At 63.2% G+C, this 24560-nt stretch carries 21 protein-coding genes; 1 reads left to right on the top strand and 20 read right to left on the bottom strand.

What is annotated here, in order from left to right; all coding sequences use genetic code 11:
• Positions 1 to 348 precede the first annotated feature (348 nt).
• The 7 genes from pcaF to BUC40_RS18760 all read right to left on the bottom strand — a co-directional run bounded on the left by pcaF (position 349) and on the right by BUC40_RS18760 (position 6957).
• Positions 349 to 1554: a 3-oxoadipyl-CoA thiolase gene (pcaF, locus tag BUC40_RS18790; protein ID WP_073267711.1), complete on the bottom strand. Its 1206-nt coding sequence runs from the start codon at positions 1552 to 1554 to the stop codon at positions 349 to 351.
• On the bottom strand, positions 1551 to 2333 hold the full coding sequence (locus BUC40_RS18785) for a CoA-transferase subunit beta (protein WP_073267710.1): 783 nt from the start codon (positions 2331 to 2333) through the stop codon (positions 1551 to 1553). Before BUC40_RS18785 ends, pcaF begins: the two co-directional genes overlap by 4 nt.
• Positions 2333 to 3184 (bottom strand): CoA transferase subunit A, encoded by an 852-nt coding sequence (locus BUC40_RS18780; protein ID WP_073267709.1) that lies wholly within the window; start codon positions 3182 to 3184, stop codon positions 2333 to 2335. The genes BUC40_RS18785 and BUC40_RS18780 overlap by 1 nt, the downstream gene beginning before the upstream one ends.
• 157 nt (positions 3185 to 3341) lie before the next feature.
• Positions 3342 to 4298 carry an AraC family transcriptional regulator gene (locus tag BUC40_RS18775; RefSeq protein WP_083593634.1) on the bottom strand — a complete coding sequence of 319 codons (957 nt, stop codon included), beginning with the start codon at positions 4296 to 4298 and terminating at the stop codon, positions 3342 to 3344.
• 234 nt (positions 4299 to 4532) lie between these two features.
• The gene (catA, locus tag BUC40_RS18770; RefSeq protein ID WP_073267707.1) at positions 4533 to 5462 is read right to left on the bottom strand and encodes a catechol 1,2-dioxygenase; all 930 of its coding nucleotides are present in this window, start codon (positions 5460 to 5462) and stop codon (positions 4533 to 4535) included.
• Positions 5463 to 5520: 58 nt separating this feature from the next.
• Positions 5521 to 5811, bottom strand: a complete 291-nt coding sequence (gene catC, locus BUC40_RS18765) for a muconolactone Delta-isomerase (protein WP_073267706.1) — start codon at positions 5809 to 5811, stop codon at positions 5521 to 5523.
• A 24-nt stretch (positions 5812 to 5835) separates the two neighbouring features.
• The gene (locus BUC40_RS18760; protein WP_073267705.1) at positions 5836 to 6957 is read right to left on the bottom strand and encodes a muconate cycloisomerase family protein; all 1122 of its coding nucleotides are present in this window, start codon (positions 6955 to 6957) and stop codon (positions 5836 to 5838) included.
• Between the two features lie 224 nt (positions 6958 to 7181).
• Here BUC40_RS18760 and BUC40_RS18755 point away from each other — a divergent pair, with 224 nt between their 5' ends.
• Complete coding sequence (locus tag BUC40_RS18755) at positions 7182 to 8057, top strand: LysR family transcriptional regulator (RefSeq protein ID WP_073267704.1); 876 nt, start codon at positions 7182 to 7184, stop codon at positions 8055 to 8057.
• A gap of 349 nt (positions 8058 to 8406) precedes the next feature.
• On the opposite strand, the gene BUC40_RS18750 is transcribed toward BUC40_RS18755, so the two are convergent.
• The 13 genes from BUC40_RS18750 to serC all read right to left on the bottom strand — a co-directional run bounded on the left by BUC40_RS18750 (position 8407) and on the right by serC (position 24549).
• A complete protein-coding gene (locus BUC40_RS18750) occupies positions 8407 to 9669 on the bottom strand; it encodes an OprD family porin (protein ID WP_073267703.1) in 1263 nt (420 codons plus the stop codon).
• Between the two features lie 86 nt (positions 9670 to 9755).
• Positions 9756 to 10973, bottom strand: a complete 1218-nt coding sequence (locus BUC40_RS18745) for a benzoate/H(+) symporter BenE family transporter (protein WP_073267702.1) — start codon at positions 10971 to 10973, stop codon at positions 9756 to 9758.
• A gap of 91 nt (positions 10974 to 11064) precedes the next feature.
• Positions 11065 to 12399: an MFS transporter gene (locus BUC40_RS18740; protein WP_073267701.1), complete on the bottom strand. Its 1335-nt coding sequence runs from the start codon at positions 12397 to 12399 to the stop codon at positions 11065 to 11067.
• 71 nt (positions 12400 to 12470) lie between these two features.
• On the bottom strand, positions 12471 to 13247 hold the full coding sequence (locus BUC40_RS18735) for a 1,6-dihydroxycyclohexa-2,4-diene-1-carboxylate dehydrogenase (protein ID WP_073267700.1): 777 nt from the start codon (positions 13245 to 13247) through the stop codon (positions 12471 to 12473).
• Between the two features lie 10 nt (positions 13248 to 13257).
• Positions 13258 to 14301 carry a benzoate 1,2-dioxygenase electron transfer component BenC gene (benC, locus tag BUC40_RS18730; protein WP_073267699.1) on the bottom strand — a complete coding sequence of 348 codons (1044 nt, stop codon included), beginning with the start codon at positions 14299 to 14301 and terminating at the stop codon, positions 13258 to 13260.
• A gap of 54 nt (positions 14302 to 14355) precedes the next feature.
• On the bottom strand, positions 14356 to 14844 hold the full coding sequence (gene benB, locus BUC40_RS18725; RefSeq protein ID WP_073267698.1) for a benzoate 1,2-dioxygenase small subunit: 489 nt from the start codon (positions 14842 to 14844) through the stop codon (positions 14356 to 14358).
• Positions 14841 to 16217 carry a Rieske 2Fe-2S domain-containing protein gene (locus BUC40_RS18720; RefSeq protein ID WP_073267697.1) on the bottom strand — a complete coding sequence of 459 codons (1377 nt, stop codon included), beginning with the start codon at positions 16215 to 16217 and terminating at the stop codon, positions 14841 to 14843. The genes benB and BUC40_RS18720 overlap by 4 nt, the downstream gene beginning before the upstream one ends.
• A gap of 197 nt (positions 16218 to 16414) precedes the next feature.
• Positions 16415 to 18100, bottom strand: coding sequence for a 30S ribosomal protein S1 (gene rpsA / locus BUC40_RS18715; protein WP_073267696.1), 1686 nt, complete (start codon positions 18098 to 18100; stop codon positions 16415 to 16417).
• A gap of 139 nt (positions 18101 to 18239) precedes the next feature.
• The gene (cmk, locus tag BUC40_RS18710; RefSeq protein WP_073267695.1) at positions 18240 to 18929 is read right to left on the bottom strand and encodes a (d)CMP kinase; all 690 of its coding nucleotides are present in this window, start codon (positions 18927 to 18929) and stop codon (positions 18240 to 18242) included.
• On the bottom strand, positions 18926 to 21163 hold the full coding sequence (locus tag BUC40_RS18705; protein WP_073267694.1) for a bifunctional prephenate dehydrogenase/3-phosphoshikimate 1-carboxyvinyltransferase: 2238 nt from the start codon (positions 21161 to 21163) through the stop codon (positions 18926 to 18928). Before BUC40_RS18705 ends, cmk begins: the two co-directional genes overlap by 4 nt.
• Positions 21160 to 22269 (bottom strand): histidinol-phosphate transaminase, encoded by a 1110-nt coding sequence (gene hisC, locus BUC40_RS18700; RefSeq protein WP_073267693.1) that lies wholly within the window; start codon positions 22267 to 22269, stop codon positions 21160 to 21162. The genes BUC40_RS18705 and hisC overlap by 4 nt, the downstream gene beginning before the upstream one ends.
• A gap of 85 nt (positions 22270 to 22354) precedes the next feature.
• Positions 22355 to 23464 (bottom strand): prephenate dehydratase, encoded by a 1110-nt coding sequence (pheA, locus tag BUC40_RS18695; protein ID WP_070886259.1) that lies wholly within the window; start codon positions 23462 to 23464, stop codon positions 22355 to 22357.
• On the bottom strand, positions 23464 to 24549 hold the full coding sequence (gene serC / locus BUC40_RS18690; RefSeq protein WP_073267692.1) for a 3-phosphoserine/phosphohydroxythreonine transaminase: 1086 nt from the start codon (positions 24547 to 24549) through the stop codon (positions 23464 to 23466). Before serC ends, pheA begins: the two co-directional genes overlap by 1 nt.
• Positions 24550 to 24560: the final 11 nt, after the last annotated feature.

The raw sequence follows: 24560 nt of genomic DNA, 5'->3' as shown, positions 1-24560 counted from the left end.
CTACTCCGACACCACCTGTAACAAAATGATTCGTCATTTCGAGTCGCTCATCCCCGCCAGGCCACGGGGTCGTGGACCGCGCCCTGGCGAGGACAAACGAAACCTCGGAAGTCGTCTTAGCAATAGAACTGGCGGCTTGGTCATGATCGTGGGAGCGGGCCATGCCCGCGAATCGGGCGCATGGCGCCCTCCCACAAAATACGCGGTCGACGTCAAACCCTATGTGGGTCGAGTGCCACAGGGTGGGTGGCGCTTTATCCGTCCACCGCAGCAATCGCAACGGTGGATGAAAAAAGCGCCATCCACCTACGAGGCGAACGACCGTTTTCACCACTTCGCAAACAGGCCCTAAACCCGCTCGATAGCCAGCGCCAGCCCCTGCCCTACACCCACGCACATGGTCGCCAAACCAAGCTTGCCGCCGGTCTTTTCCAGGTGGTGCACGGCGGTCAGTACCAGGCGGTTGCCGCTCATGCCCAGCGGATGGCCAAGGGCGATGGCGCCGCCGTTCGGGTTGACCTTGGGGCTGTCGTCCGGCAAGCCGAGGTCGCGGGTCACTGCCAGGCCCTGGGCGGCGAAGGCTTCGTTCAGCTCGATCACGTCGAACTGCTCGATGCTCAGGTTCAGGCGCGCCAGCAGCTTGCGCACCGCCGGCACCGGGCCGACGCCCATGATGCGTGGCGCCACGCCACCGCTGGCCATGCCCAGCACCTTGGCGCGGGGCTTGAGCCCATATTTCCTAACCGCTTCGGCAGAAGCCAGAATCATCGCCGAGGCACCATCGTTGAGGCCCGAGGCGTTGCCCGCGGTAACGGTCTTGTCCGGGCCGTTGACCGGCTTCAGCTTGGCCAGGCCTTCGGCAGTGGTGTCGGCGCGCGGGTGCTCATCGGTGTCGACAACCACTTCGCCCTTCCTGGTCTTGATCACCACCGGGACGATTTCTTCGGCGTAGTAACCGGCTTCCTGGGCAGCGGCAGCGCGCTGCTGGCTACGCAGGCCAAAGGCGTCCTGGTCGGCGCGGCTGACGCCATACTCCTCGGCGACGTTGTCACCGGTGACCGGCATCGGGTCGACGCCGTACTGCTCTTTCATCAACGGGTTGACGAAGCGCCAGCCCAGAGTGGTGTCTTCCAGCTTCTGGCCACGGCCAAAGGCGCTGTCGGCCTTGCCCATCACATAGGGCGCGCGGGTCATCGACTCGACGCCGGCGGCAATGGCCAACTCCATCTCGCCCGAGGTGATGGCGCGGAACGCAGCACCGACCGCTTCCATGCCCGAAGCACATAGACGATTCAGCGTCACGCCCGGCACGCTTTCCGGCAGGCCAGCCAGCAGCAGCGCCATACGGGCGACGTTGCGGTTGTCTTCGCCAGACTGGTTGGCGCAGCCCATGAATACTTCATCGACCGCCGACCAGTCGACCTGTGGGTTGCGCTCGACCAGCGCCCTGAGCGGGATCGCCGCCAGGTCGTCGGCGCGCACTGCGGAGAGCGCACCGTTGAGGCGCCCGATTGGCGTGCGCACGGCGTCGCAGATAAATACCTCGCGGCTCATTCGTCACCACCCTTCTGCCCATGGGCAGCGGCAGTACGCGCTTCCAGATCACGCAGGGCAGCCAGTTCCTCGGCTTTCGGCGCCTCGGTGGTGGTCACGTTGTCGGCGAAACGGATCTGCCAGCCGGTGTTCTCGATCACCTGCTCACGGGTCACCCCCGGGTGCAGCGAGGTAACGATGAATTCGTTGCTGCCGGCTTCCGGCTCCATGATGCACAGGTCGGTGATGATCGCCACCGGGCCTTCGCCCGGCAGGCCCAGGCGCTTGCGGTGGTCACCACCTTCGCCATGGCCGACCGAAGTGATGAACGCCAGTTTGTCGACGAAGGTGCGATGACCCTGCTTGAGGATGATCAGCACTTTCTTGGCGCTGCCGGCAATCTCCGGCGCGCCGCCAGCGCCCGGCAGGCGCACTTTCGGCGCGTGGTAATCGCCGATCACGGTGGTGTTAATGTTGCCGAACTTGTCGACCTGGGCGGCGCCGAGGAAGCCGACGTCGATGCGCCCGCCTTGCAGCCAGTAGCGGAAGATCTCGCCGGTCGGCACCACGGTGTCCGCGGTTTCAGCCAGCTCGCCATCACCGATGGACAGCGGCAGCACGCTTGGCTTGGCGCCAATCGGGCCGGATTCATAAATCAGCACCACTTCCGGCGCGTGGGTCAGGCGCGCCAGGTTGGCGGCCTTGGATGGCAGGCCGATGCCGACGAAGCACACGCTGCCATTGCCGAGGCGGCGCGCGGCGGCCACGGTCATCATTTCATTGGTATTGAAGTCGCTCATCACTTGGCCTCCCCATTCACTTTCGCCTGGTACTGCGCAAAATCCTCGGTGCCGCGGATGTATTCGTCGATCCACGCGGTGAAGGTTTCGCGGTCACGGGCAATCGGGTCCCAGGCCTGGTAGAAGCGGTTGTCGCGCTCGTAGTAACCGTGGGCATAGGACGGATGGGCGCCGCCAGGCACCACGCAGACCGCGGTCAGTGCCCAGGTTGGCAGCACGCAGGCGTTCATCGGTGCCTGCAGGTCGTCGACGATTTCCTCGACGGTGACGATGCAACGCTTGGCGGCCAGGGCGGCTTCCTTCTGCACGCCAAGGATGCCCTGGATCAGCACGTTGCCCTTGCGGTCGGCTTTCTGCGCGTGGATCACGGTGACGTCCGGGCGCACGCTGGGAATCGCCGCCAGCTTCTCGCCGGTGAACGGGCATTCGATGAACTTGATATCCGGGTTGACCTTGACCAGGTCCGAACCCTGATAGCCGCGCAGTACGGCGAACGGCAGGTTGGAGGCGCCGGAGACATAAGCGTTGGCCATGGCGGCGTGGCTGTGCTCGCTGATTTCCAGCTTGTGCGGCCAGTGCTTCTCGACGGCATCACGCAGGCGGTGCAGCGAACCGACACCGGGGTTACCGCCCCAGGAGAAGATCAGCCGCTTGGCGCAACCGGCCCCGATCAGCAGGTCGTAGACCAGATCGGGGGTCATGCGCACCAGGGTCAGATCCTTCTTGTTCTGACGGATCAGCTCATGGGACGCAGCGGTCGGAATCAGGTGGGTGAAGCCTTCGAGGGCAACGGTGTCGCCATCGTGAACGAAGCGTTCGACCGCTTCGCGCAGGGAGAGAATCTCAGCCATGGTCGTTCTCGTCTTGTTGCTCTGGATACCGTGGGCGGCGATTTGCCGTATGGTCACAAGGTACTCATCCAGTAGGCGGCTAACAATCCGATAATCGACTATCCGTTCGATAATCGAACAAGACTTATAAACCTATCACTCCCCTCGCCCAACCGGCTCAGCGGTTGCGCTTGTAGGTCTCCGACGGCAGCTCACCAAAGCACCGGCGGTAAGCTTCGGCGAAACGCCCCAGGTGCAGAAAGCCGTGGTCCAGGGCGATCTCGGTAACGCTGCGCACCTTGCAGGCGGGGTCGAGCAACTGGGCATGGATGCGTTCGAGCTTGCGCTGGCGGATGTAATCCTTGGGGCTGATGCCGGCATGGCGCTCGAACAGGGCATACAGCGACCGTTCGCTGACCCGGGCGACCGTTACCAACTGCTCGATGCCGATGTCCTGCGTCAGGTGCTGTTCGATGTAATCGACGACCTGCTCGAAGGAGCCGCCCTGGGATTGCGGCTGCACGCGCTGCACGTTGTTGCCCAGCAGGCCCAGCAGCTTGCTGGCGATGATACGCACGTAGTGCTCCTGCACCTGAGGCATGCTGGAGGCGGCTTCGGCTTCTTCACAGATCAGCATCAGCAGGTTGGAAAACCCTTCGAGCTCACCCATGTCGTGACGTGCGGCGCTGAAGCGGATACCGCTTTGCGGCAGCATCCAGCGGTTTTCCAGACAGGTGTTCTCGAACAGGCTGACCGGCAGCTTGACGATGAATTTCTCGCAATCGGCCGAATAGGTCAGATCCACCGGGTCGTCCGGGTTGATCAGCAGCAGCTCGCCCGGCACGTAAAAGTGTTCCTGGCCGCGGCACTGCGAGCGGCAATGGCCCTTGAGCAATACCTGCAGGTGGTAGATGGTTTCCAGCGCCGGCGAGGTGACGCGCACGCTGCCACCGTAGCTGATGCGGCACAGATCGAGGCTGGCGAACTTGCGGTGATTGAGGCTCGCCTCGGGAAAACCGCTGGTGGGCAGGCGAATGCAGTGAGCACCGACGTGCTGATTGACATACTCGGACACCGCGTAAGGATCGGCGCGCTCGAACACACTGCTGCGCGCGCTCAGCAAGACATTGCTCATCATCAGGCCTCGTTGTTTTTCTTATAAGGCTGAATCGCCGCTAGCCGGCAATCCGCTAATCGTCCGGCGATTCTAACCCTCCCCTGGTAACGCGATACGTCAGCGTGACAAAGGGTTACATCTCTCCCAGGCATGCGAAAAACAGGCGCTCAATGCAGGGCGCCGCGCGGCCCCTCGCCTGCGCTGAGGCAGACGAGAGGCAGCACGGCGAGCGCTACCTACAAGGCGTTGGGCTTACGCCTCCAGCGCGCGAACCCGCTCGTGGCGTTTTTGCGCCTTGGGCTCGGCAGTGGACTGCAGGGTGAAATCGAACTCGATTTCCGCGAAGCGCCCTTGCACGCCATGGGCTTTGGCGCGCTCGGCATCGTCGAAAAAGTCGATCTTGGCGATCAGCTCATCACGGGTGGCGTAGGCGAAGTCGTCGTGCAGGTACTTGTCGCCATCCAGGTTGATCTGGGTAGTCAGATGGCGATGACCCGGTGCCGATATGAAGAAGTGCACGTGGGCCGGACGCTGACCATGGCGGCCGAGCTGATCGAGCAGTTGCTGGGTCGGGCCATCCGGCGGGCAACCGTAGCCAGACGGTACGATGCTGCGGAAGCGATAACGGCCTTCGGCGTCGGTCTCGATGCGGCGGCGCAGGTTGAATTCCGATTGCGCTGGGTCGAAGTACGAGTAGGTACCCCCGGTGTTGGCGTGCCATACGTCGACGATAGCGCCAGCCAGCGGCTTGCCATCGGTGTCGAACACCCGCCCCTGCATGAACAGCGGCGTGCCTGCGTCATTGCCGTCGTCCAGGCGCGCTTCGCCCTTGCTCAGCGGCGCGCCAGCCACGTACAGCGGGCCTTCGATGGTGCGCGGGGTGCCGCCGGTGCGGCCGGCCTCTTCGTCTTCGGCGTCCATCAGCATGTCGAGGTAGTGCTCGATACCCAGGCCGGCGACGACCAGACCCGCCTCCTGGCGAGCGCCCAGTTCGTTGAGGTAGTTCACCGCCTTCCAGAACTCTTCCGGGGTGATCTGCAGGTCTTCGATGATCTTCGCCGTGTCGTTGAGCACACGGTGGATCACCGTTTTCATCCGGGCATTACCGCCGTCATTGGTGAAGCCGGCGGCGTCTTCGAAGAACTTCTGCACTTCGACGGTCTGGGCGATACGTACGGTCATGGCTTGTTTCCTCATCTTGTTGTTGTCTGGATCGGATCAGGCGAGCAAATGGCGCCGATCAGCGTTCGTCATCGTGGATCGAGGACGGGTGGCGACACAGCGCCATGACCTCGATGTCCATGTACGGATACAGCGGCAATTGCATCAGCGTGTCATGCAAAGCCTGGGCATCGGCCACATCGAAAATGCTGACATTGGCGTAAAGCCCGGCGATGCGCCAGAGGTGACGCCAGGTGCCTTCGCGCTGCAGGCGCTGGGCCAGTTCCTTCTCGTCAGCCTTGAGGCGCGCGGCCTGCTCGGCGGGCATGTCGGTCGGCAGTGTTACGGTCATGCGTACGTGAAACAGCATGGCTAGCTCCTTTGGAATTCAGGTTCAGCGGCGGCAGAAACGCTGCAGGCGCTCTTCGTCGAGCTCCACGCCAAGGCCCGGCGTGGTCGGAATCTTCAGTTCGAAATCGCGATACACCGGCACGTTGACCAGGATGTCCTCGGTCAGCAGCAGCGGGCCGAACAGCTCGGTGTGCCATTCCAGCTTGCTCAGGGTGGCGAAGGCATGGGCCGACGCCAGGGTGCCGACGCTGCCTTCGAGCATGGTGCCGCCGTACAGGGCGATGCCTGCCGCTTCGGCGATGTAAGCGCTGCGCAGCACGGCGCGTGGGCCGCCATTCTTGGCGATCTTCAGGGCGAATACCGGTGCGGCGCCGCCACGGGCCAGGTTGAAGCTGTCTTCCACGCTCTCGATGGCTTCATCGGCCATGATCGGCGCCGGGCTGCGGGCGCTGACGCGGGCCTGGGCCTGTACGTCCTGACGGGGAATCGGTTGCTCGATCAGGTCGACGCCGGCATCACCGAGCGCCTGGCAGGCGCGAATGGCCACTGCCTCGCTCCACGCCTGGTTGACGTCGACCCGCACGCTGGCACGCTCGCCCAATGCGCGCTTGATCGCCGCCACGTGGGCGATATCCAGCGCGGCATCGCGGCTGCCGATCTTCAGCTTGAAAATCCGGTGGCGACGCAGGTCGAGCATGCGCTCGGCTTCGTCGATGTCCTTGCTGGTATCGCCGCTGGCCAGCGTCCAGGCCACTTCCAGGCCGTCACGTACACGGCCACCGAGCAGCTCGGCGACCGGCAGGCCAAGGCGTTTGCCCTGGGCGTCGAGCAGCGCGGTTTCCACGGCCGAGCGGGCAAAGGTGTTGGCGCGCACGCTGCGGTCGATACGCAGCATGGCGGCGTTGATGTTGCCGGCCGGCTGTCCGACCAACAGCGGTGCGAAGTAGGTATCGATATTGGTCTTGATGCTTTCCGGGCTTTCCCCGGCATAGGCCAGGCCACCGATGGTGGTGGCTTCACCGACGCCCTCGATACCGTCGCTGCAGCGCAACCGCAGGATCACCAGGGTCTGGTGCTGCATGGTGTGCATGGCCAGCTTGTGCGGGCGAATGGTCGGCAGGTCGACGATCAGGGTCTCGAGGCTTTCGATCAGCGGGAGGCTCATGGGCGGTGATCCGTGTGCAAGGGGCAACGGGCAGGCGCCAGAGAAACGACGCCCCGGGGCGCCTCGTTCACGAAGCCGGCCGGCAGCAGAGGAGCAGAAGAACAAAGGATGCGAGTGAGCACGAGCATATCCTTCAGGTTTTATTTTTGTCTGGGCACAGATTGACCTCAGCAAATCAGGCAGTCCAATATTGAATCGGTCTGGTTTCATACCCTGGAGGTATCATGGAGCTGCGCCATTTGCGTTACTTTCGCGTGCTCGCGGAAACCCTCAATTTCACCCGCGCAGCCGAACGCCTGCATATCGCCCAGCCGCCGCTGAGCCGGCAGATCCAGCAACTGGAAGACGAGTTGGGGGTGGCCTTGATCGAGCGCGGCCGGCCGCTGCGCCTGACCGAGGCCGGGCGGTTCTTCTATGAACATTCCGTCCAATTGCTCGAGCAGTTGGGCCGTGTCAGCGACGACACCCGGCGCATCGCCGAAGGGCAGCGACGCTGGTTCGGTATCGGCTTCGCACCCTCGACCCTGTATGGCGCGCTACCCGAGCTGATCCGCCAGCTGCGCGCCGAGGCTGCCATCGAACTGGGCTTGTCCGAGCTGACCACCCTGCCCCAGGTCGAAGCGCTCAAACGCGGCCGTATCGATATCGGCTTCGGCCGCATCCATATCGAAGACCCGGCCATCGTCCAGGAAGTGATCCGCCAGGATCCGCTGGTCGCCGCCCTGCCCGCCGGCCACCGCCTGCTGGCCGCTCCGGCTTCGCTGGAGGAACTGGCTCGCGAGCCGTTCGTGCTCTACCCGGCGTCACCGCGGCCCAGCTACGCCGACCATGTACTGGCCCTGTTCGCCCGCAACGACCTTAAGATTCGCGTGGCGCAGATGACCAACGAACTGCAGACCGCCATCGGCCTGGTTGCCGCCGGCATCGGCATTAGCCTGGTGCCGGCCTCCGTGCAGCGCCTGCACCGCGACGATATCGGCTATACGCCGCTGCTCGACGCCAGCGCCACGTCACCCATCGTGATCAGCTACCGCAAGGACGATGATTCGCCACTGCTCAAGCGCTGCCTGAAGCTGGTGAAGAATCTGGACCTCGAGTGATCACCCTATTGAGTCGCGGTGACGAACCTCCAAGGCGTAATGGTGGATGATGCTCTTTTCATCCACCATTACGCCTGCAGTGCGGTGGACGGTTGAAGCGTCGTCCACACTACGACTGAGTCAGGCCCGTAGGATGGGTGGAACCCATCAATAATTGCTACGGCGCAAGCATTAGCTATCGCCGATCAGCAAGATAAGCCACGGCCATCCACGATCCCTGTGGGAGCGCGCCATGCGCGCGAAAAATCGCGGGCGTGGACTGGGCGTCCCCGCCCCACACCCACAGGAGGACTCCAAGACGGCGGATTACGCAATCAACACGAGCCCCTAAAGGACTACCGCCAGCGCCTCACAGCAACGTCCAGGTGTAAGAAAGGATCAGCCGGTTCTCGTCGATATCGCTGCGGTAGTTTGAACGCGCCTCGACGTTACGCACGCGCACGCCCAGTCCCTTGAGCGCCCCGCTCTGCACTACATAGCCGATATCCAGGTCGCGCTCGCGATCCTTGCCTTCGAAGCCGCGCCCGGTGTCAACGTTGTTGCCGCGGATGTAGCGCACCGTGGTGGTCAGGCCAGGCACGCCGAGGGCGGCGAAGTCGTAGTCGTAACGCGCCTGCCAGGAGCGCTCGTCGGTGTAGGCGAACTCATAGGTCGGCACCTCGTTGCCCAGCGGCGTGACGTTGGCGAATACCCGCGGGAACGGGTTGTCGCCGAACATCGCCTGGTAGCCGACATAGAAGGTATGACCGCCGTGCTTGGCCGAAATCAGCGAGTAAAAGGCCTGGTTATCGATAGTGCCGAGCAGCTTGTCGCCATCTTCCTGGCTGTCGAAGTAGCCGAGGTTGGCGCCCAGGGTCCAGGCGCCCATTGGCTGGCTGTGCTTGAGACCGACGAAACGCTGGTTGTAGATGTCCTCGAGCTGCGCGTACCACAGGCTGGCGGTGGTGCGCTTATCGTTGAAGGCGTAGTCGGCGCCCAGGTAGTTGAACGCGTCGCTGCTGACCTGGCGCTGTGGGACATGGCCGAGCATGGCCTGCAGCTTGTCGTCGCCGGCCTCGTTGCGCAGGCTGGTGGAGCGCAGGTGGCCACCCTGCAGAGTCAGGCCGTCGATCTCCCGGGACACCAGCGAGGCGCCCTGGTAGCTCGGTGGCAGCAGGCGGATATCACTGAAGGTCAGCACCGGCAGGTTGGGCTGCAGCTCACCGACGCGCAGTTCGGTCTGCGAATAGCGAGCCTTCAGCGCCACACCGAGACGGCTGTATTCGTCGGCGGCCTCGCCGTTGTCGTGCACCGGCAGCAGCCCGGTGTTGACCCGGTCGCGGCTGCTGTCGAGCTTGATGCCGAGCAGTCCCTGGGCATCCAGACCGAAGCCGACCACGCCAGGCGTGTAGCCGGACTTGAAGTCGAGGATGAAACCCTGGGCCCATTCCTCGGCCTTGAACTGCCGGTTGGCGCCGACGATGTCGGAGAAATCCCGGCTGAAGTAGTAGTTGCGCGCCTGCAGGGTCGCGCTGGCCCCCTCGACGAAGCCTTCGTTGGCGGCCTGCACGGCAGCCGGCAAGCTCAGCACGCTCAGGGAAAATACGCACAAGGTAGTCTGATGCTTACTCATGATTGCTCTGCTCTTGTTGTTATTGCATGGGTACAGCGGCGCCCCACGCCAGACAGCGCGGAGAGCCGGATCAGGAAAATCGGGGTTCAGCGGGTCGCTTGGTCGGGCCGGGAGCGCACGGCCTGCGCGGCGCCGGGCGCGGTTTTATGGATCAGCAGCCAATGGGCGAACAGGCCGAAAATCAGCCCCCAGAACGCCGCCGACAGACCGAGAAAGGACATGCCCGACGCAGTAACCAGAAAGGCCACCAGCGCGACTTCACGCTCTTGCGGCACGGCCATGGCGCCGGCCAGGGAAGCTGCTATCGCCCCGAACAGTGCAAGCCCTGCGAGTGCCGCCACCAATGCCTGGGGGAAGGCAGTGAACAGGCTGACCAGGGTTGCCCCGAACAGGCCGAACAGCAGGTAGAAAACGCCGCCGGCCACCCCGGCTACATAGCGCCGCTCGGGGCGCTCATGGGCCTCACGGCCGGTACAGATCGCCGCGGTAATCGCCCCCAGCGCCAGGCCATGGCAGGCAAAGGGCGCCAGCAGCAAGCTGCCCAGGCCACAGCCCGCCAACAACGGCCGTGCCGGCACCTGGCCGTAACCGCTGCTGCGCAGCACGGCCATGCCCGGTATGAATTGCCCGGTCAGCGCCACCACGGCCAGCGGCACGCCGATATTGAGTATCGCCATCGGCGAAAACTGCGGGGTGATCCACACCGGTGTGGCCAGGCCGATCACCCAGGCATCGGCGCTCAGCTCGCCACGGCCGATCACCAGACCGACGCCGACCAGCAACACCGCCGGCACCGCATAGCGCGGCGACAGGCGCTTGCACACCAGATAGGTCACGAACATCGCCAGCACCAGCAGCGGCTGCTCCTGCAGCGAGGTGAACAGCGCGCTGCCAAAGCTGAACAGAATGCCCGCCAGCATCGCCGAGCACACCGACAGCGGCAGCCGGGCGGCCAGTTTGTCGAAGGCACCACTCAGGCCTACCAACAGCACGATCAGGTTGGCGATCAGGTAGGCGCCCACCGCCTCGCCGACGCTCACGTGCGGCAACAGGCTGACCAGCAGCGCCGAGCCCGGCGCCGACCAGGCGATCACCACTGGCGCTCGGTAGCGCAAGCTGAGCACGATGCCCAGCACGCCACTGCCGATGCTGATCGCCCAGATCCACGACGACAGCACCTCGGCCGGCAAACCCGCCGTGCGCGCCGCCTGGAAGATGATCACCAGCGGCCCGGCATAGGAAATCACCGTGGCGATAAAGCCGGCGACGAGCGCCGACAGCGACATGTCCTTGAACAGCGTCATTGTTTCGCTCCGTCAAGCGGGCGGCCGCAGCCGCTCCCAGTTCACCGATGAGGTGAACGGAGATGGATCAGGGTACGGATGGAGGTGGCGATCAGGCTTTGCTGGGTTGCAGGCTGACTCTTTCGGAGCGGGCGCTGTTCAGCGCGAACACCAGCATGGCCAGGGCCGCTATGGCGCCAGGGATGGCGAAGGCCATGAAGTTGAGTTGCAGCGGCAACTCGATGCCCATCAGCGCACCACCGAGCAGCGGGCCGACGATGGCGCCGTTGCGGCCAATACCCGAGGCCCAGCCAAGGCCGGTGGAGCGGATCGACAGGCCGTAGAGCTGGGCGGTGCCGGCGTACAGCAGGATCTGCGTGCCGATGGTGGTCGCCCCGGCGATGAAGATCAGCAGGTAGAGCATCAGCGTCGGGCTCTTGAAGCCGAGCAGGCTGATCGACACGGCAGCGGCGATGAAGAAGCCGACCTTGACCTTGGTCAGGTTGAAACGGTCGCCCAGCCAGCCGCCGAGAATTGCTCCAGCCATGCCGCCGAAGTTCAGGGCCAACAGGAACGACAGGCTCGACCCCAGGCTGTAACCGGCGTTGGCCATCAGTTTCGGCAACCAGGAGCTCAGCGCGTAGACCATCAGCAGGCAGCAGAAGAACGCCACCCAAATCGACAGGGTGCGCACCGCCAGGCCATTGCGAAACAACTCCAGCACCGATACGCCACCGCCCTTGCGCTCATTGATGGTCAGTTGCACATCGGCGCCCAGCGTCTGGGCGGGGTCGAGGCGATTGAGCAAGGCGCGGGCCTTGTCATGCTCGCCCCGGCGCACCAGAAAGCCAATCGATTCGGGCAGGTAGTAGAGAATCACCGGCAACAGCAGCAGTGGCAGCGCGGCGGCGAAGAACATCGACTCCCAGCCGAAACGCGGCAGCATGAAGATCCCCACGCCAGCCGAGAGCATGCCGCCGAGCGAATAGCCACTGAACATCACCGCCACCAGAGTGCTGCGTATTTTCTTCGGCGCGTATTCGTTCATCAGCGCCACCGCGTTGGGCATCAGGCCGCCGCAGCCAAGACCGGCGATAAAGCGACAGATACCGAACTCGGTCGGGTTACTGGCAAAGCCATTGACGATGGTCGCCACGCTGAACAGCGCAAAGCAGATCGCGATGCCCTTCTTGCGGCCGATCTTGTCGGCCAGGCTGCCGAACAACAGCGCGCCGAACATCATGCCGAACAGCGCGTAGCTGCCCAGAGCGCCGGCCTGCAGAGGCGTGAGCCCCCACTCCTTCATGATCACCGGCAGCACTACGCCATAGATGAACAGGTCGTAGCCATCGAATATCAGCAGCAAGGCGCACAGGCACATCACCAGCCAGTGGAAGGAATTGAAGCGTGCATTGTCGATTACGTCGTTGACGTCGAGGTTACGCATGGCATGGGTCTCTTATTGTTGTTGTGAAGCCGTGGCCGGCGTTGCCGCCCTGTTGGACTCGTGTGAAGCCGTCAGCCGAGATCACCACCGCCGACCGGCAGGGTCACGCCAGTGATGTAGGAGGCCTCGTCGGAGGCCAGAAACAGGATGGCGCCGACCTGCTCGTCGAGCGTGCCGTAGCGCTTCATCAGGCTGCTGTCGAGGGTCTGATCGACGATCTGCTGATACCAGCCCTTTTCCTGTTCGCTCTGTTCGGCGGCATTGCGCGGGATGCGCCGTGGCGGCGCCTCGGTGCCCCCCGGTGCGGTGGCGTTGACGCGAATACCCCGCTGCGCGTTCTCGAACGCCAGGCAGGCGGTCAGCGCGTTGACGCCCCCCTTGGCCGCGCCATAAGGCACGCGATTGAGGCTGCGGGTGGCAATGGACGACACGTTGACGATGGCCCCTGCCCCCTGCTCCAGCATCACCGGCAAGGCGGCATGGCAGCACCACAAGGTCGGGAACAGCGAGCGGCGCACCTCGGCTTCGATTTCCTCTTCGCGGTAATGCTCGAACGGCTTCGCCCAGATGGTGCCGCCGACGTTGTTGATCAGAATGTCCAGGCGGCCAAAACGCTCGACGGCCTGCTTGACCACCTGCTGGCAGTCGCCGTAGCGCTCCAGGTCAGCGGTCAGGGTTAGCAGCTCGGCGCCCTGCCCCAACTCGTCCCGCAGTTCGTGAACCAGTTCGGCCCGGTCCACCGCCACGACGCGTGCGCCTTCTGCAGCCAGGCGCTCGACGACCCGCCGACCGATGCCCTGCGCTGCGCCGGTAACCAGCGCCACCTTGCTGTCGAATCGCTTGTGCATGGTGCTCTCCTCAGGCCGTCAGGGCTTGCCGATCGGTGCTGACCACCAGGGTCGGGGTGAACTTCTCGTAATGGAAACTGGCTGGCGTGACGCCCTGCTCGCTGAAGTGGGCGCGCACGGCATCGACCATCGGCGGCGGCCCGCACAGGTAAACGTCGACCTCGCCGTCGTTGAGCATCGCTGCGCTCATATGCTGAGTGACGTAGCCCTTGCGGGGATGCCCGGACTGCGGCTCGGCCACGCAGGTGATCAACGCCAGGGTCGGCAAGCGCTCGGCCAGGGCCTGCAAGCGCTCGACCAGCACCAAATCGAGATCCCGGGTGACCCCGTAGATCAGGCTGATCGGCTGCTCGCAGCCGCGCTCGGCCAGCACTTCGAGCATCGACAGAAAAGGCGCCAGGCCGGTGCCGCCCGCCAGCAACAGCAACGGGCGGCGCAATTCGCGCAGGTAGAAGGTGCCCAATGGCCCGGTGAACTGCAGGCGCTCACCCGGCTGCGCCTGATCCAGGTAGGCGCTCATCAGCCCACCTGGCACACGCTTGATCAGAAAGCTGAAGCGCGACTCGCCCGGCTTGCTGCTGAACGAGTAAGCGCGAGTCTGGCCGGCGCCCGGCACGCCGATGTTCACGTACTGCCCCGGCAGAAAGCTCGGCGCCGTTGCGCCGCTGGCAATATCGAAGACCACCTCCAGGGCCGCATCGGCGTGCGCGGTGATCGACACCAGCTCGCCTTCGAAGCTGCCCGTGCCGGTCTTGCACGCGGTGGACGGCACAGGGACGGCGACCACGCAGTCCGAGGCCGGCACCATCTGGCAGGTCAGCACCAGGCCCTGGGCGGCTTCGTCTTCGCTGAGAGCGTCCTCGATGTAGTCCTCGCCCTGGTCGTACTCGCCGTCTTCGCAGCGGCACTTGCAGGTGCCGCATACGCCGTCGGAGCAGTCCATGGGCAGGTTGATGCGGTTGCGATAGGCCGCATCCAGTATCTTTTCATTGGCCTTGCAGTCGATGAAGCGGGTGACCCCGTCTTCGAAATTCAGGGCGATGGTGTACGTCATGGCAATACCTCGGCGCTGCCAGCGGGCACAGAAGCTAGGCGGCAGCGCATCGACTCAGATGTGATAGATGTCGAGAACCTGGTGCACGTAATCGTTCTTGAGCACCACCTTTTTGCGGGTGATCAACGGCTGATCGCCACGCATGTCCAGGTGGTAGAACGAGGTGCCGAAATAGACATCGGTGCTCTTGTAGCGATGGCTCAGGGTCTGCCAGTTGAAGCGCACCTGAACCTCGTCGCTACTCTCCTCGAGCACCTCCAGGTTGGCGATGAAGTGCGCGGTACGCGGCTCCGGCGTACTGGCACTGGAGCGCTCGGTCTTGATGCGAAACACCCGGTCCTCCAACCCTTCACGGTTGGGGTAATAGATCAGCGAGATCTCCCGCTGCGGGTCTTCGGTCAGCCCGTCGTTATCGTCCCAGGCCGGCATCCAGAACACCGCTTTGCTCGAATAGCATTCCAGCCATTCATCCCACTGACGGTCGTCGAGCAGGCGCGCTTCGCGGTGGATGAAATCGAGGATCAGCTGGCGATTGGCGCTCATGCTACGTCCTCCGCGTCGCTGGCGATCAGGTTGGCGCGCTCGCTGTCGATGGCCTTCTGCATGGCTTGCGCCCAGTAGGCGTGCTGGCGCACGAACAGCCCTTCATCCTCGGACTTCACGCCACTGAGCAGCGGCTGCATGCCCATGGCCTTGGCGTTGTCATCGGCGCCTTCGATCCAGTGACTGGCACCACGGCTGAGGTCGTTCCACTGCGCAGCCTGGCCGGCGTAACCGGTCTGACAGGCACGAAACTCTTCCAGATCGTCGGGTGTGCCCATGCCGGTGACGTTGAAGAAATCTTCGTACTGGCGGATACGCAGCGCGCGGGCCTGGTCGCTCTCGCCCTTCGGCGCGAAGCAGTAGATGGTCACTTCGGTCTTGTCGACGGCGATGGGCCGCACCACGCGAATCTGCGTGGAGAACTGGTCCATCAGATACACGTTGGGGTACAGGCACAGGTTGCGGGTCTGGCCGACGATGATGTCGGCGCGGGTATCGCCGAACTTGGCAGCCAGCGCGTCACGGTGCTCGAACACCGGGCGCACGTCCGGGTTGATCAGCCGCGTCCACAACAGGATGTGGCCATACTCGTAGGCATAGAAACCGCCGACGCTCTTCGACCAGCCGTTGGCATCCACGGTACGCGTGCCTTCGGCTTCGTAGTTGCGGCGCTGCATGGTTGCCGAGTAGTTCCAGTGCACCGAGCTGACGTGGTAGCCATCGGCGCCATTCTCGATCTGCAGCTTCCAGTTGCCGTCATAGAAGTACGAGGAGTTGCCGCGCAGCACTTCGATGCCTTGCGGCGCCTGATCGACGATCTGGTCGATGATCACCCGGGTTTCGCCCAGGTAGTCTTCCAGCGCCGGCACGGCCTCGCTGAGGCTGCCGAACAGGAAGCCGCGGTAACTCTGGAAGCGCGCCAGATGCGTGAGGTCATGGGAGCCTTCGCAGTCGAAGCTCTGCGGGTAGCCACCGGTCTTGGCATCTTTGACCTTGAGCAGTTTGCCGGCATTGCTGAAGGTCCAGCCGTGGAATGGGCAGGTGAACGAGCCCTTGTTACCCTGCTTGCGTCGGCACAGCACGGCACCACGGTGGGCACAGGCGTTGATCAGGCCATGTAGCTCGCCCGTCTTGTCGCGGGTGATGACCACGGGCTGACGGCCGATATGGGTGGTGAAGTAATCGTTGATCTCGGGAATCTGGCTCTCGTGGGCGAGGTAAACCCAGCCGCTTTCGAAGATGTGCTTCATCTCCAGTTCGAACAGGTCGGGGTCGGTGAAAACATCGCGTCGGCAACGGAAAATCCCCTTGGCAGGATCCTCCTGGACGGATTCGGCAAGCTGCCGGGCAAGGCGGTCGAATGTGCCGGTCATGGGTCGTACCCTCCGTTGTTCTTGTATCAGGCAGAGCCAGATTAAGAGCGGGTACGAGGTGGCAATAGCCGTTTACTGCAGATCGCTATCCAGATCCTGCAGAGGCCGGTTTGCGGGGTGCTCCAGAGCCGAAGAGGCTTTTTCTACGGGCATGAAAAAGGGCGACCGAAGTCGCCCTTTCTGTGGATTAACCGAACTTAGTTCTGGTTTTCCATCTGTGCACGAATCAGATCACCAATGGTGGTCGGACCAGTGCTTTCAGCAGCTTCTGGCTTGTTGCGCAGGCTCTGAATGGCTTCTTTCTCTTCTTCAACGTCTTTGGACTTGATCGACAAGCTGATTACACGGCTCTTACGATCGACGCTGATGATCTTGGCTTCAACTTCTTCGCCTTCTTTCAGAACGTTGCGCGCGTCTTCAACGCGGTCACGGCTGATTTCGGAGGCTTTCAGCGTCGCTTCGATGCCTTCGGCCAGGGTGACGATAGCGCCCTTGGCGTCGACTTCTTTCACGATACCGCGAATGATGGTGCCTTTGTCGTTGACAGCAACGTAGTCGGAGAACGGATCTTCTTCCAGTTGCTTGATGCCCAGGGAGATACGCTCGCGCTCTGGGTCAACCGACAGGATGACGGTTTCCAGCTCGTCGCCCTTCTTGAAGCGACGTACGGCTTCTTCGCCGACTTCGTTCCAGGAGATGTCGGACAGGTGAACCAGGCCGTCGATGCCGCCGTCCAGACCAATGAAGATACCGAAATCGGTGATCGACTTGATGGTGCCGGAGATCTTGTCACCCTTGTTGAACTGACCGGAGAAGTCTTCCCATGGGTTGGTTTTGCACTGCTTGATACCCAGGGAAATACGACGACGCTCTTCGTCGATGTCCAGAACCATGACTTCCACTTCGTCGCCAACCTGAACGACTTTCGACGGGTGGATGTTCTTGTTGGTCCAGTCCATTTCGGAAACGTGTACCAGGCCTTCCACGCCTTCTTCCAGCTCTGCGAAGCAGCCGTAGTCGGTCAGGTTGGTCACGCGCGCCATGACGCGGGTGCTTTCCGGGTAACGAGCTTTGATAGCAACCCATGGGTCTTCGCCCAGTTGCTTCAGGCCCAGGGAAACACGGTTACGCTCGCGATCGTACTTCAGAACCTTGACGTCGATCTCGTCGCCAACGTTGACGATCTCGGACGGGTGCTTGATACGCTTCCAGGCCATGTCGGTGATGTGCAGCAGGCCGTCGACGCCACCCAGATCCACGAATGCGCCGTAGTCGGTGAGGTTCTTGACGATACCTTTGACCTGTTGGCCTTCCTGCAGCGATTCCAGCAGCGCTTCGCGCTCGGCACTGTTTTCGGCTTCCAGGACGCTACGACGGGAAACGACAACGTTGTTGCGTTTCTGGTCAAGCTTGATGACCTTGAATTCCAGCTCTTTGCCTTCCAGGTGCGTGGTGTCGCGCACTGGACGAACATCAACCAGAGAACCTGGCAGGAACGCACGGATGCCGTTAACGTCGACAGTGAAGCCGCCTTTAACCTTACCGTTGATAACGCCCTTGACCACTTCCTCAGCGGCGAAAGCTGCTTCCAGAACGATCCAGCACTCGGCGCGCTTGGCTTTTTCGCGGGACAGCTTGGTTTCACCGAAGCCGTCTTCGACCGCGTCCAGCGCTACGTGTACTTCGTCACCGACCTTGATGGTCAGCTCGCCTTGTTCGTTGAAGAACTGCTCCAGAGGGATAACGCCCTCGGACTTCAGGCCAGCGTGAACGGTAACCCAGTCGCCGTCGATGTCTACCACGATGCCAGTGATGATGGCACCCGGTTGCATATCGAGGGTCTTTAGGCTTTCTTCAAAAAGTTCTGCAAAGCTTTCGCTCATGTTGATTCCTGTAGGGTCGGGCGGGGATTCGCCCTGCTCCGCATTCCAGACAATGCGGGTTTATTCATATAAAAAGAGGCCTACGGGACTGGGACTGGTATCCCCGTATGCCTCCCTTGCGAGCCGAAACTGGCTCTTTTCAACCGGCGAGGTCGCGATTGGCGACTTCGCTCAGGATTCTTTCAAGCACCTGCTCGATGGACAACTGGGTGGAATCCAGCTGAATTGCGTCGGCTGCCGGCTTGAGCGGAGCCACCGCACGCTGGGTATCACGCTCATCGCGCGCCCGAATCTCATCGAGAAGACTCGCGAGATTAACATCATCGCCCTTCGCCTTCAACTGCAGGTAACGTCGACTGGCACGCTCCTCGGCGCTGGCGGTCAGGAAAACCTTCAGCGGCGCGTCCGCGAAAACCACCGTGCCCATATCGCGGCCGTCGGCGATAAGCCCGGGCGCTTCACGAAAGGCCCGCTGGCGCTGCAACAACGCGTCACGTACCGCGGGCAGTGCGGCAACCTGGGATGCGCCGGCACCGACGGTCTCGTTGCGAATGGCATCAGTCACTTCTTCGCCTTCGAGAATGATGCGCTGTGGCTTGCCATCGGCGGCGGCGAGGAACTGCACGTCCAGATGAGCGGCCAGCAGCTTGAGCGAAGCTTCGTTGCTCAGGTCGACGCCGTGGTTGCGTGCACAGAACGCCAGCAGGCGATACAGCGCACCGGAATCCAGCAGATTCCAGCCAAGCTGTTTGGCCAGCAGACCGGCAACCGTGCCCTTGCCCGAGCCGCTCGGCCCGTCGATGGTGATGACCGGCGCGTTGAGGCTCATTGCTGACCCTCCACGGCCACACGCATGCCAACCTGCTCGGCCAGAGCGAGGAAGTTGGGGAACGAGGTGGCGACGTTGGCAGCATCGTGGATACGGATCGGCGCAGTGGCACGCAACGAGGCAACGCTGAAGGCCATGGCGATACGGTGATCGCCGTGGCTGTGCACTTCACCGCCGCCGATGGTCTGGCCACCGTCGATGATGATGCCATCTTCGGTCGGCTCGACCTTGACGCCCAGGCTGGTCAGGCCGTCGGCCATCACCTGGATACGGTCGGACTCCTTCACCCGCAGTTCTTCGGCGCCACGCAAAACGGTGCGGCCTTCGGCGCAGACCGCCGCGATGAACAGCACCGGGAACTCGTCGATGGCCAGCGGCACCAGTGCTTCGGGAATCTCGATGCCCTTGAGCTTGGCACCGCGCACACGCAGGTCAGCCACCGGCTCGCCACCGACTTCACGCTGGTTCTCCAGGGTGATGTCGCCGCCCATCAGGCGCAAAATCTCGATCACGCCGACACGCGTCGGGTTGATACCGACGTGCTCGAGCAGCAGGTCAGAACCTTCTGCGATGGAAGCGGCCACCAGGAAGAAAGCTGCCGAGGAAATGTCCGCCGGCACTTCGATGCGGGTGGCAGTCAGCTTGCCGCCAGCTTGCAGGGAAGCCACCGGGCCTTTGGACTCCACGGCGTAGCCGAAACCGCGCAGCATGCGCTCGGTATGGTCGCGGGTCGGCGCCGGCTCGGTGACGGTGGTCACGCCTTCGGCATACAGGCCGGCGAGCAGCAGGCAGGACTTAACCTGGGCGCTGGCCATCGGCAGCGTGTAGGTCAGCGCCTTGAGTTTCTGGCCACCGCGAATGGTCAGCGGCGGACGGCCGTCCGGGCCGGTCTCGACCACCGCGCCCATTTCACGCAGCGGATTGGCCACGCGATTCATCGGGCGCTTGGACAGCGACGCATCGCCGGTCATGGTCACGTCGAACGGCTGGCCAGCCAGCAGGCCGGCGAGCAGGCGCATAGAGGTGCCGGAGTTGCCTACGTAGATCGGACCGGGCGGCGCTTTCAGGCCATGCAGGCCGACGCCATGAACGGTCACGCGGCCATGGTGCGGCCCTTCGATGACCACGCCCATGTCGCGGAACGCCTGCAGGGTCGCCAGGGCATCTTCGCCTTCGAGGAAGCCTTCGACCTCGGTTGTGCCTTCGGCCAGCGAGCCGAGCATGATCGAGCGGTGGGAGATGGACTTGTCACCCGGAACGCGGATACGCCCACGGACATTGCCACCAGGATTAGCCAGAAAAACCAGATCGTTCGAGTGCATAGCGTCCACATAGGCCCGGCGGGCCAGTATTTTGCTGAAATGTTCGCGGGCCACGCGGGCGCGCGTGAATACGCCCAGCAGGTGATGCCCGTCCCCTGCGTCCACCGCGTCGCGCAAGGCGTCGAGGTCATCGCGAAATACATCCAAGGTGCGCAGCACCGCCTCGCGGTTGGCGAGAAAGATGTCGTGCCACATGACCGGGTCGCTGCCGGCGATTCTCGTGAAATCGCGGAAGCCGCCGGCGGCGTAGCGGAAGATTTCCAGGTTTTCGTTGCGCTTGGCCAGCGAGTCGACCAGGCCGAAGGCCAGCAGGTGCGGCAGATGGCTGGTGGCGGCGAGTACCTGATCGTGGTGCTCGACCTGCATATGCTCGACGTCCGCACCCAGCTCGCGCCACAGCTGATCTACGCGCTGCAGCGCCCGTGCATCGGTCTGCGGCAGCGGCGTGAGGATCACCTTATGGCGCTTGAACAGCTCGCCATTGGCCGCCTCCACCCCGCTCTGCTCGGAGCCGGCAATCGGGTGGCCCGGCACGAAGCGCGCTGGCAGGCCACCGAACACCGCGTCGGCAGCACGCACCACATTGCCTTTGGCGCTGCCAGCATCGGTGAGGATGGCGTCGCCCAGATCCAGCTTGGCCAATTCGCCGAGTACGCGCTCCATCGCCAGGATAGGGACGGCCAGCATGATCACATCGGCGCCCTGACAGGCGGCTGCCAATGCCTCTTCGCAGCGGTCGACGACACCGAGCTCGACGGCCAGGCGGCGCGCCTGCGCGTCCAGGTCGACGCCCACGACTTCACGACACACGCCGCGGGCACGCAGGCCTTTGGCGAAGGAGCCACCGATCAGCCCAAGGCCAACGACGACCAGGCGCTCGACCAGCGGCTTCGCTGCAGTGCGTTCAGTCACGCGTTCAGCACCTTGCGCAGCGCTTCCAGGAAGCGCGCGTTCTCGGCCGGTAAACCAATGGAAACACGCAGGTGATTGGGCATGCCGTAGCCAGCCACCGGGCGCACGATCACGCCTTCACGCAACAACCCCTGGTTGATCGCCGCGGTATCGCGGCCAAAGTCGATGGCCAGGAAGTTGGCCTTGGACGGAATCCAGCCCAGGCCCAGCTCGCGGCAACCCTCTTGCAGTTGCAGCATGCCGGCAGTGTTGATTTCACGGCTGCGCGCCAGGTACTCGGCATCGTCGAACGCGGCGCAGGCGGCGGCCAGGGCGAAGCTGTTGACGTTGAACGGCTGGCGAACGCGGTTCAGCACGTCGGCCACGTCCGGCCGGCTCAAGCCGTAACCGACACGCAGCGAAGCCAGGCCATAGGCCTTGGAGAAGGTGCGCGAGACCAACAAATTGGCGTGGTCGGCGAGGTAGTCGATGCCGTTTGGCAGCTCGTCGCCGTCGGCGTATTCGATATAGGCCTCGTCCAGCACCACCAGCACCTTTTCCGGCACGGCAGCGAGGAACTCGCGCAGCGCCTGCTTGCTGAACCAGGTGCCGGTGGGGTTGTTGGGGTTGGCGATAAATACCACGCGGGTGTTGGCATCAATGGCCGCCAGCATGGCCGGCAGGTCGTGACCGAAATTCACCGCCGGAACGACCTTGGCCTGGGCACCAACCGCCTGGGTGGCAATCGGGTAAACCGCGAACGCGTGCTCGCTGAACACCGCATTCAGGCCGGGCGCCAGGTAGGCACGGGCGACCAACTCGAGAATGTCGTTGGAGCCATTGCCCAGGGTCACCTGGGCGGTGCTCACGCCGCAGCGCTCGGCCAGCAGGGTCTTGAGGCTGAAGCCGTTGCCGTCCGGGTAGCGGGTCAGCTCATCGAGTTCGGCGCGAATCGCCGCCAGCGCCTTGGGGCTGGGGCCGAGCGGGTTTTCGTTGCTGGCCAGCTTGACGATGCTCGCCGGGTCCATGTTCAGCTCACGGGCCAACTCATCGACCGGCTTGCCGGGCACGTAGGGGGACAGTTTCTGTACGCCTGGCTGGGCCAGGGCAATGAAATCACAACTCATATACAGGCCTCAGGCCGCAGGTCTCGGGTGACGAGCACAAGCCTGATTTTGCCTGTCGCCCGCCACCCGCGGCCTGGAGCCGCAGTTAAAGTACTGCCTTGGGATAGGAACCCAGCACCTTGAGTGCCACGGCTTCCCCATTGATTTTTTCCAGTACGTCCTTGATCAGCGGATCGCGGTGGTGACCGACGAAGTCGATGAAGAAGGCGTAGGTCCACTTGCCGCTACGCGACGGGCGGGTTTCGATGCGCGTCAGGTCGATGCCGTTCTGATGGAACGGCACCAGCAGCTCGTGCAATGCACCGGGCTTGTTGCGCATCGACACGATCACCGAGGTCTTGTCATCGCCGGTGGGTGGCACTTCCTGGTTACCGATGATCAGAAAGCGCGTGGAGTTATCCGGACGATCTTCGATCTTTTCGGCCAGGCGGGTCAGGTCGTACAGATTGGCCGCCATGTCGCCGGCAATCGCCGCCGAATTCCACTCGCTTTTCACCCGGCGAGCGGCATCGGCGTTGCTGGAAACAGCCACGCGCTCGACGTTCGGGTAATGAGCATCCAGCCACTTGCGGCACTGGGCCAGGGACTGGGCATGGGAATAGATGCGGGTGATGCGGTCGGTCTTGGTGGCATCACCGACCAGCAGGTGATGGTGGATGCGCAGCTCCACCTCACCGCAGATCACCAGATCGTGCTCGAGGAAGCTATCCAGGGTGTGGTTGACCGCACCTTCGGTGGAATTTTCCACCGGCACCACACCGAAGTTGACGGCGCCAGCCACCACCTCGCGGAACACTTCGTCGATCGCCGCCATCGGCTGGCTGATCACCGCGTGACCGAAATGCTTCATCGCCGCCGCCTGGGAGAAGGTGCCTTCCGGGCCGAGGTAAGCGACCTTGAGGGGGTTCTCTAGGGCCAGACAGGACGACATGATCTCGCGAAACAGCCGCGCCATGTCCTCGTTGCCCAAAGGCCCACGGTTGCGCTCCATCACCCGTTTGAGCACCTGCGCCTCACGTTCGGGGCGGTAGAACACCGGCACCTCGCCCTCGGCCAGGGTCGCCATTTTCACCCGCGCCACTTCCTCAGCGCAGCGCGCACGGTCACTGATCAGCTCGAGGATCTTCTCGTCCAGGCTGTCGATGCGCAGGCGCAGGGCCTGCAGGGCCTGGTCAGTATTGGCGTCGTTGCTCATCAGCCGTGCTCCTTCTCGAACTCCGCCATATAGGCGACCAGCGCCTCGACTGCATCCAGGCCAACGGCGTTATAGATGGAGGCACGCATGCCGCCGACCGAGCGATGGCCCTTGAGATTGAGCAGGCCACGCGCGTCGGCACCGGCCAGGAATGGCTTGTCGAGGCGCTCATCCGCCAGGCGGAACGGCACGTTCATCCACGAGCGGGCATTCTTGGCGATCGGATTGCTATAGAACTCGCTGGCGTCGATGACCTTGTACAGCAGGTCCTTCTTGGCCTTGTTGAGTTTCTCCATGGCAGCAACGCCGCCCTGCTCTTTCAGCCACTCGAAGACCAGGCCGGACAGGTACCAGGAGAAGGTCGCCGGGGTGTTGTACATCGAACCGTTATCGGCAGCGATCTTGTAATTGAGCATGGTCGGGCAGGCGCTGCGCGCACGACCGAGCAGGTCTTCACGGATGATCGCCACCACCAGGCCGCTGGGGCCGATGTTCTTCTGGGCGCCGGCGTAAATCAGGCCGAACTTGGAGATATCAACTTCACGCGACAGTATGTCCGAGGACATGTCGACCACCAGCGGTACGTCGCCCACCTCGGGAATCCAATCGAACTGCAGGCCGCCAATGGTTTCGTTGCTGGCGTAGTGCAGGTAGGCGGCGTCTTTGGACAGCTGCCACTCGTTCTGGCCAGGAATGGCGAAGTAATCGTAGGCCTTGGCACAGGCCGCTACGTTGATGTTGCCGTAGCGACGTGCCTCGTCGATGCTCTTCTTCGACCAGATACCGGTATCGATGTAATCGGCGGTGCCGTCTTCAGGCAGCAGATTGAGCGGGATTTCCGCGAACTGCTGGCTAGCCCCGCCTTGCAGGAACAGCACTTTGTAGTCGGAGGGAATGCTCAGCAGATCGCGCAGGTCCTGCTCGGCCTTTTCGGCGATGGCCACGTAATCGTCGCTGCGGTGGCTCATTTCCATGACGGAAAGACCCTTGCCCTGCCAGTCGAGAAGCTCGGCCTGGGCGCGCTGCAGAACGGCTTCGGGAAGCGCGGCCGGGCCGGCGCAGAAGTTAAAGGCTCGCTTGCTCACAATTCACTCTC

This window comes from Phytopseudomonas punonensis, assembly GCF_900142655.1.
Taxonomy (GTDB): domain Bacteria; phylum Pseudomonadota; class Gammaproteobacteria; order Pseudomonadales; family Pseudomonadaceae; genus Aquipseudomonas; species Aquipseudomonas punonensis.
The sequence above is the reverse complement of the archived record's forward strand: the minus strand, read 5'-3'. Positions and strand labels throughout refer to the sequence as shown.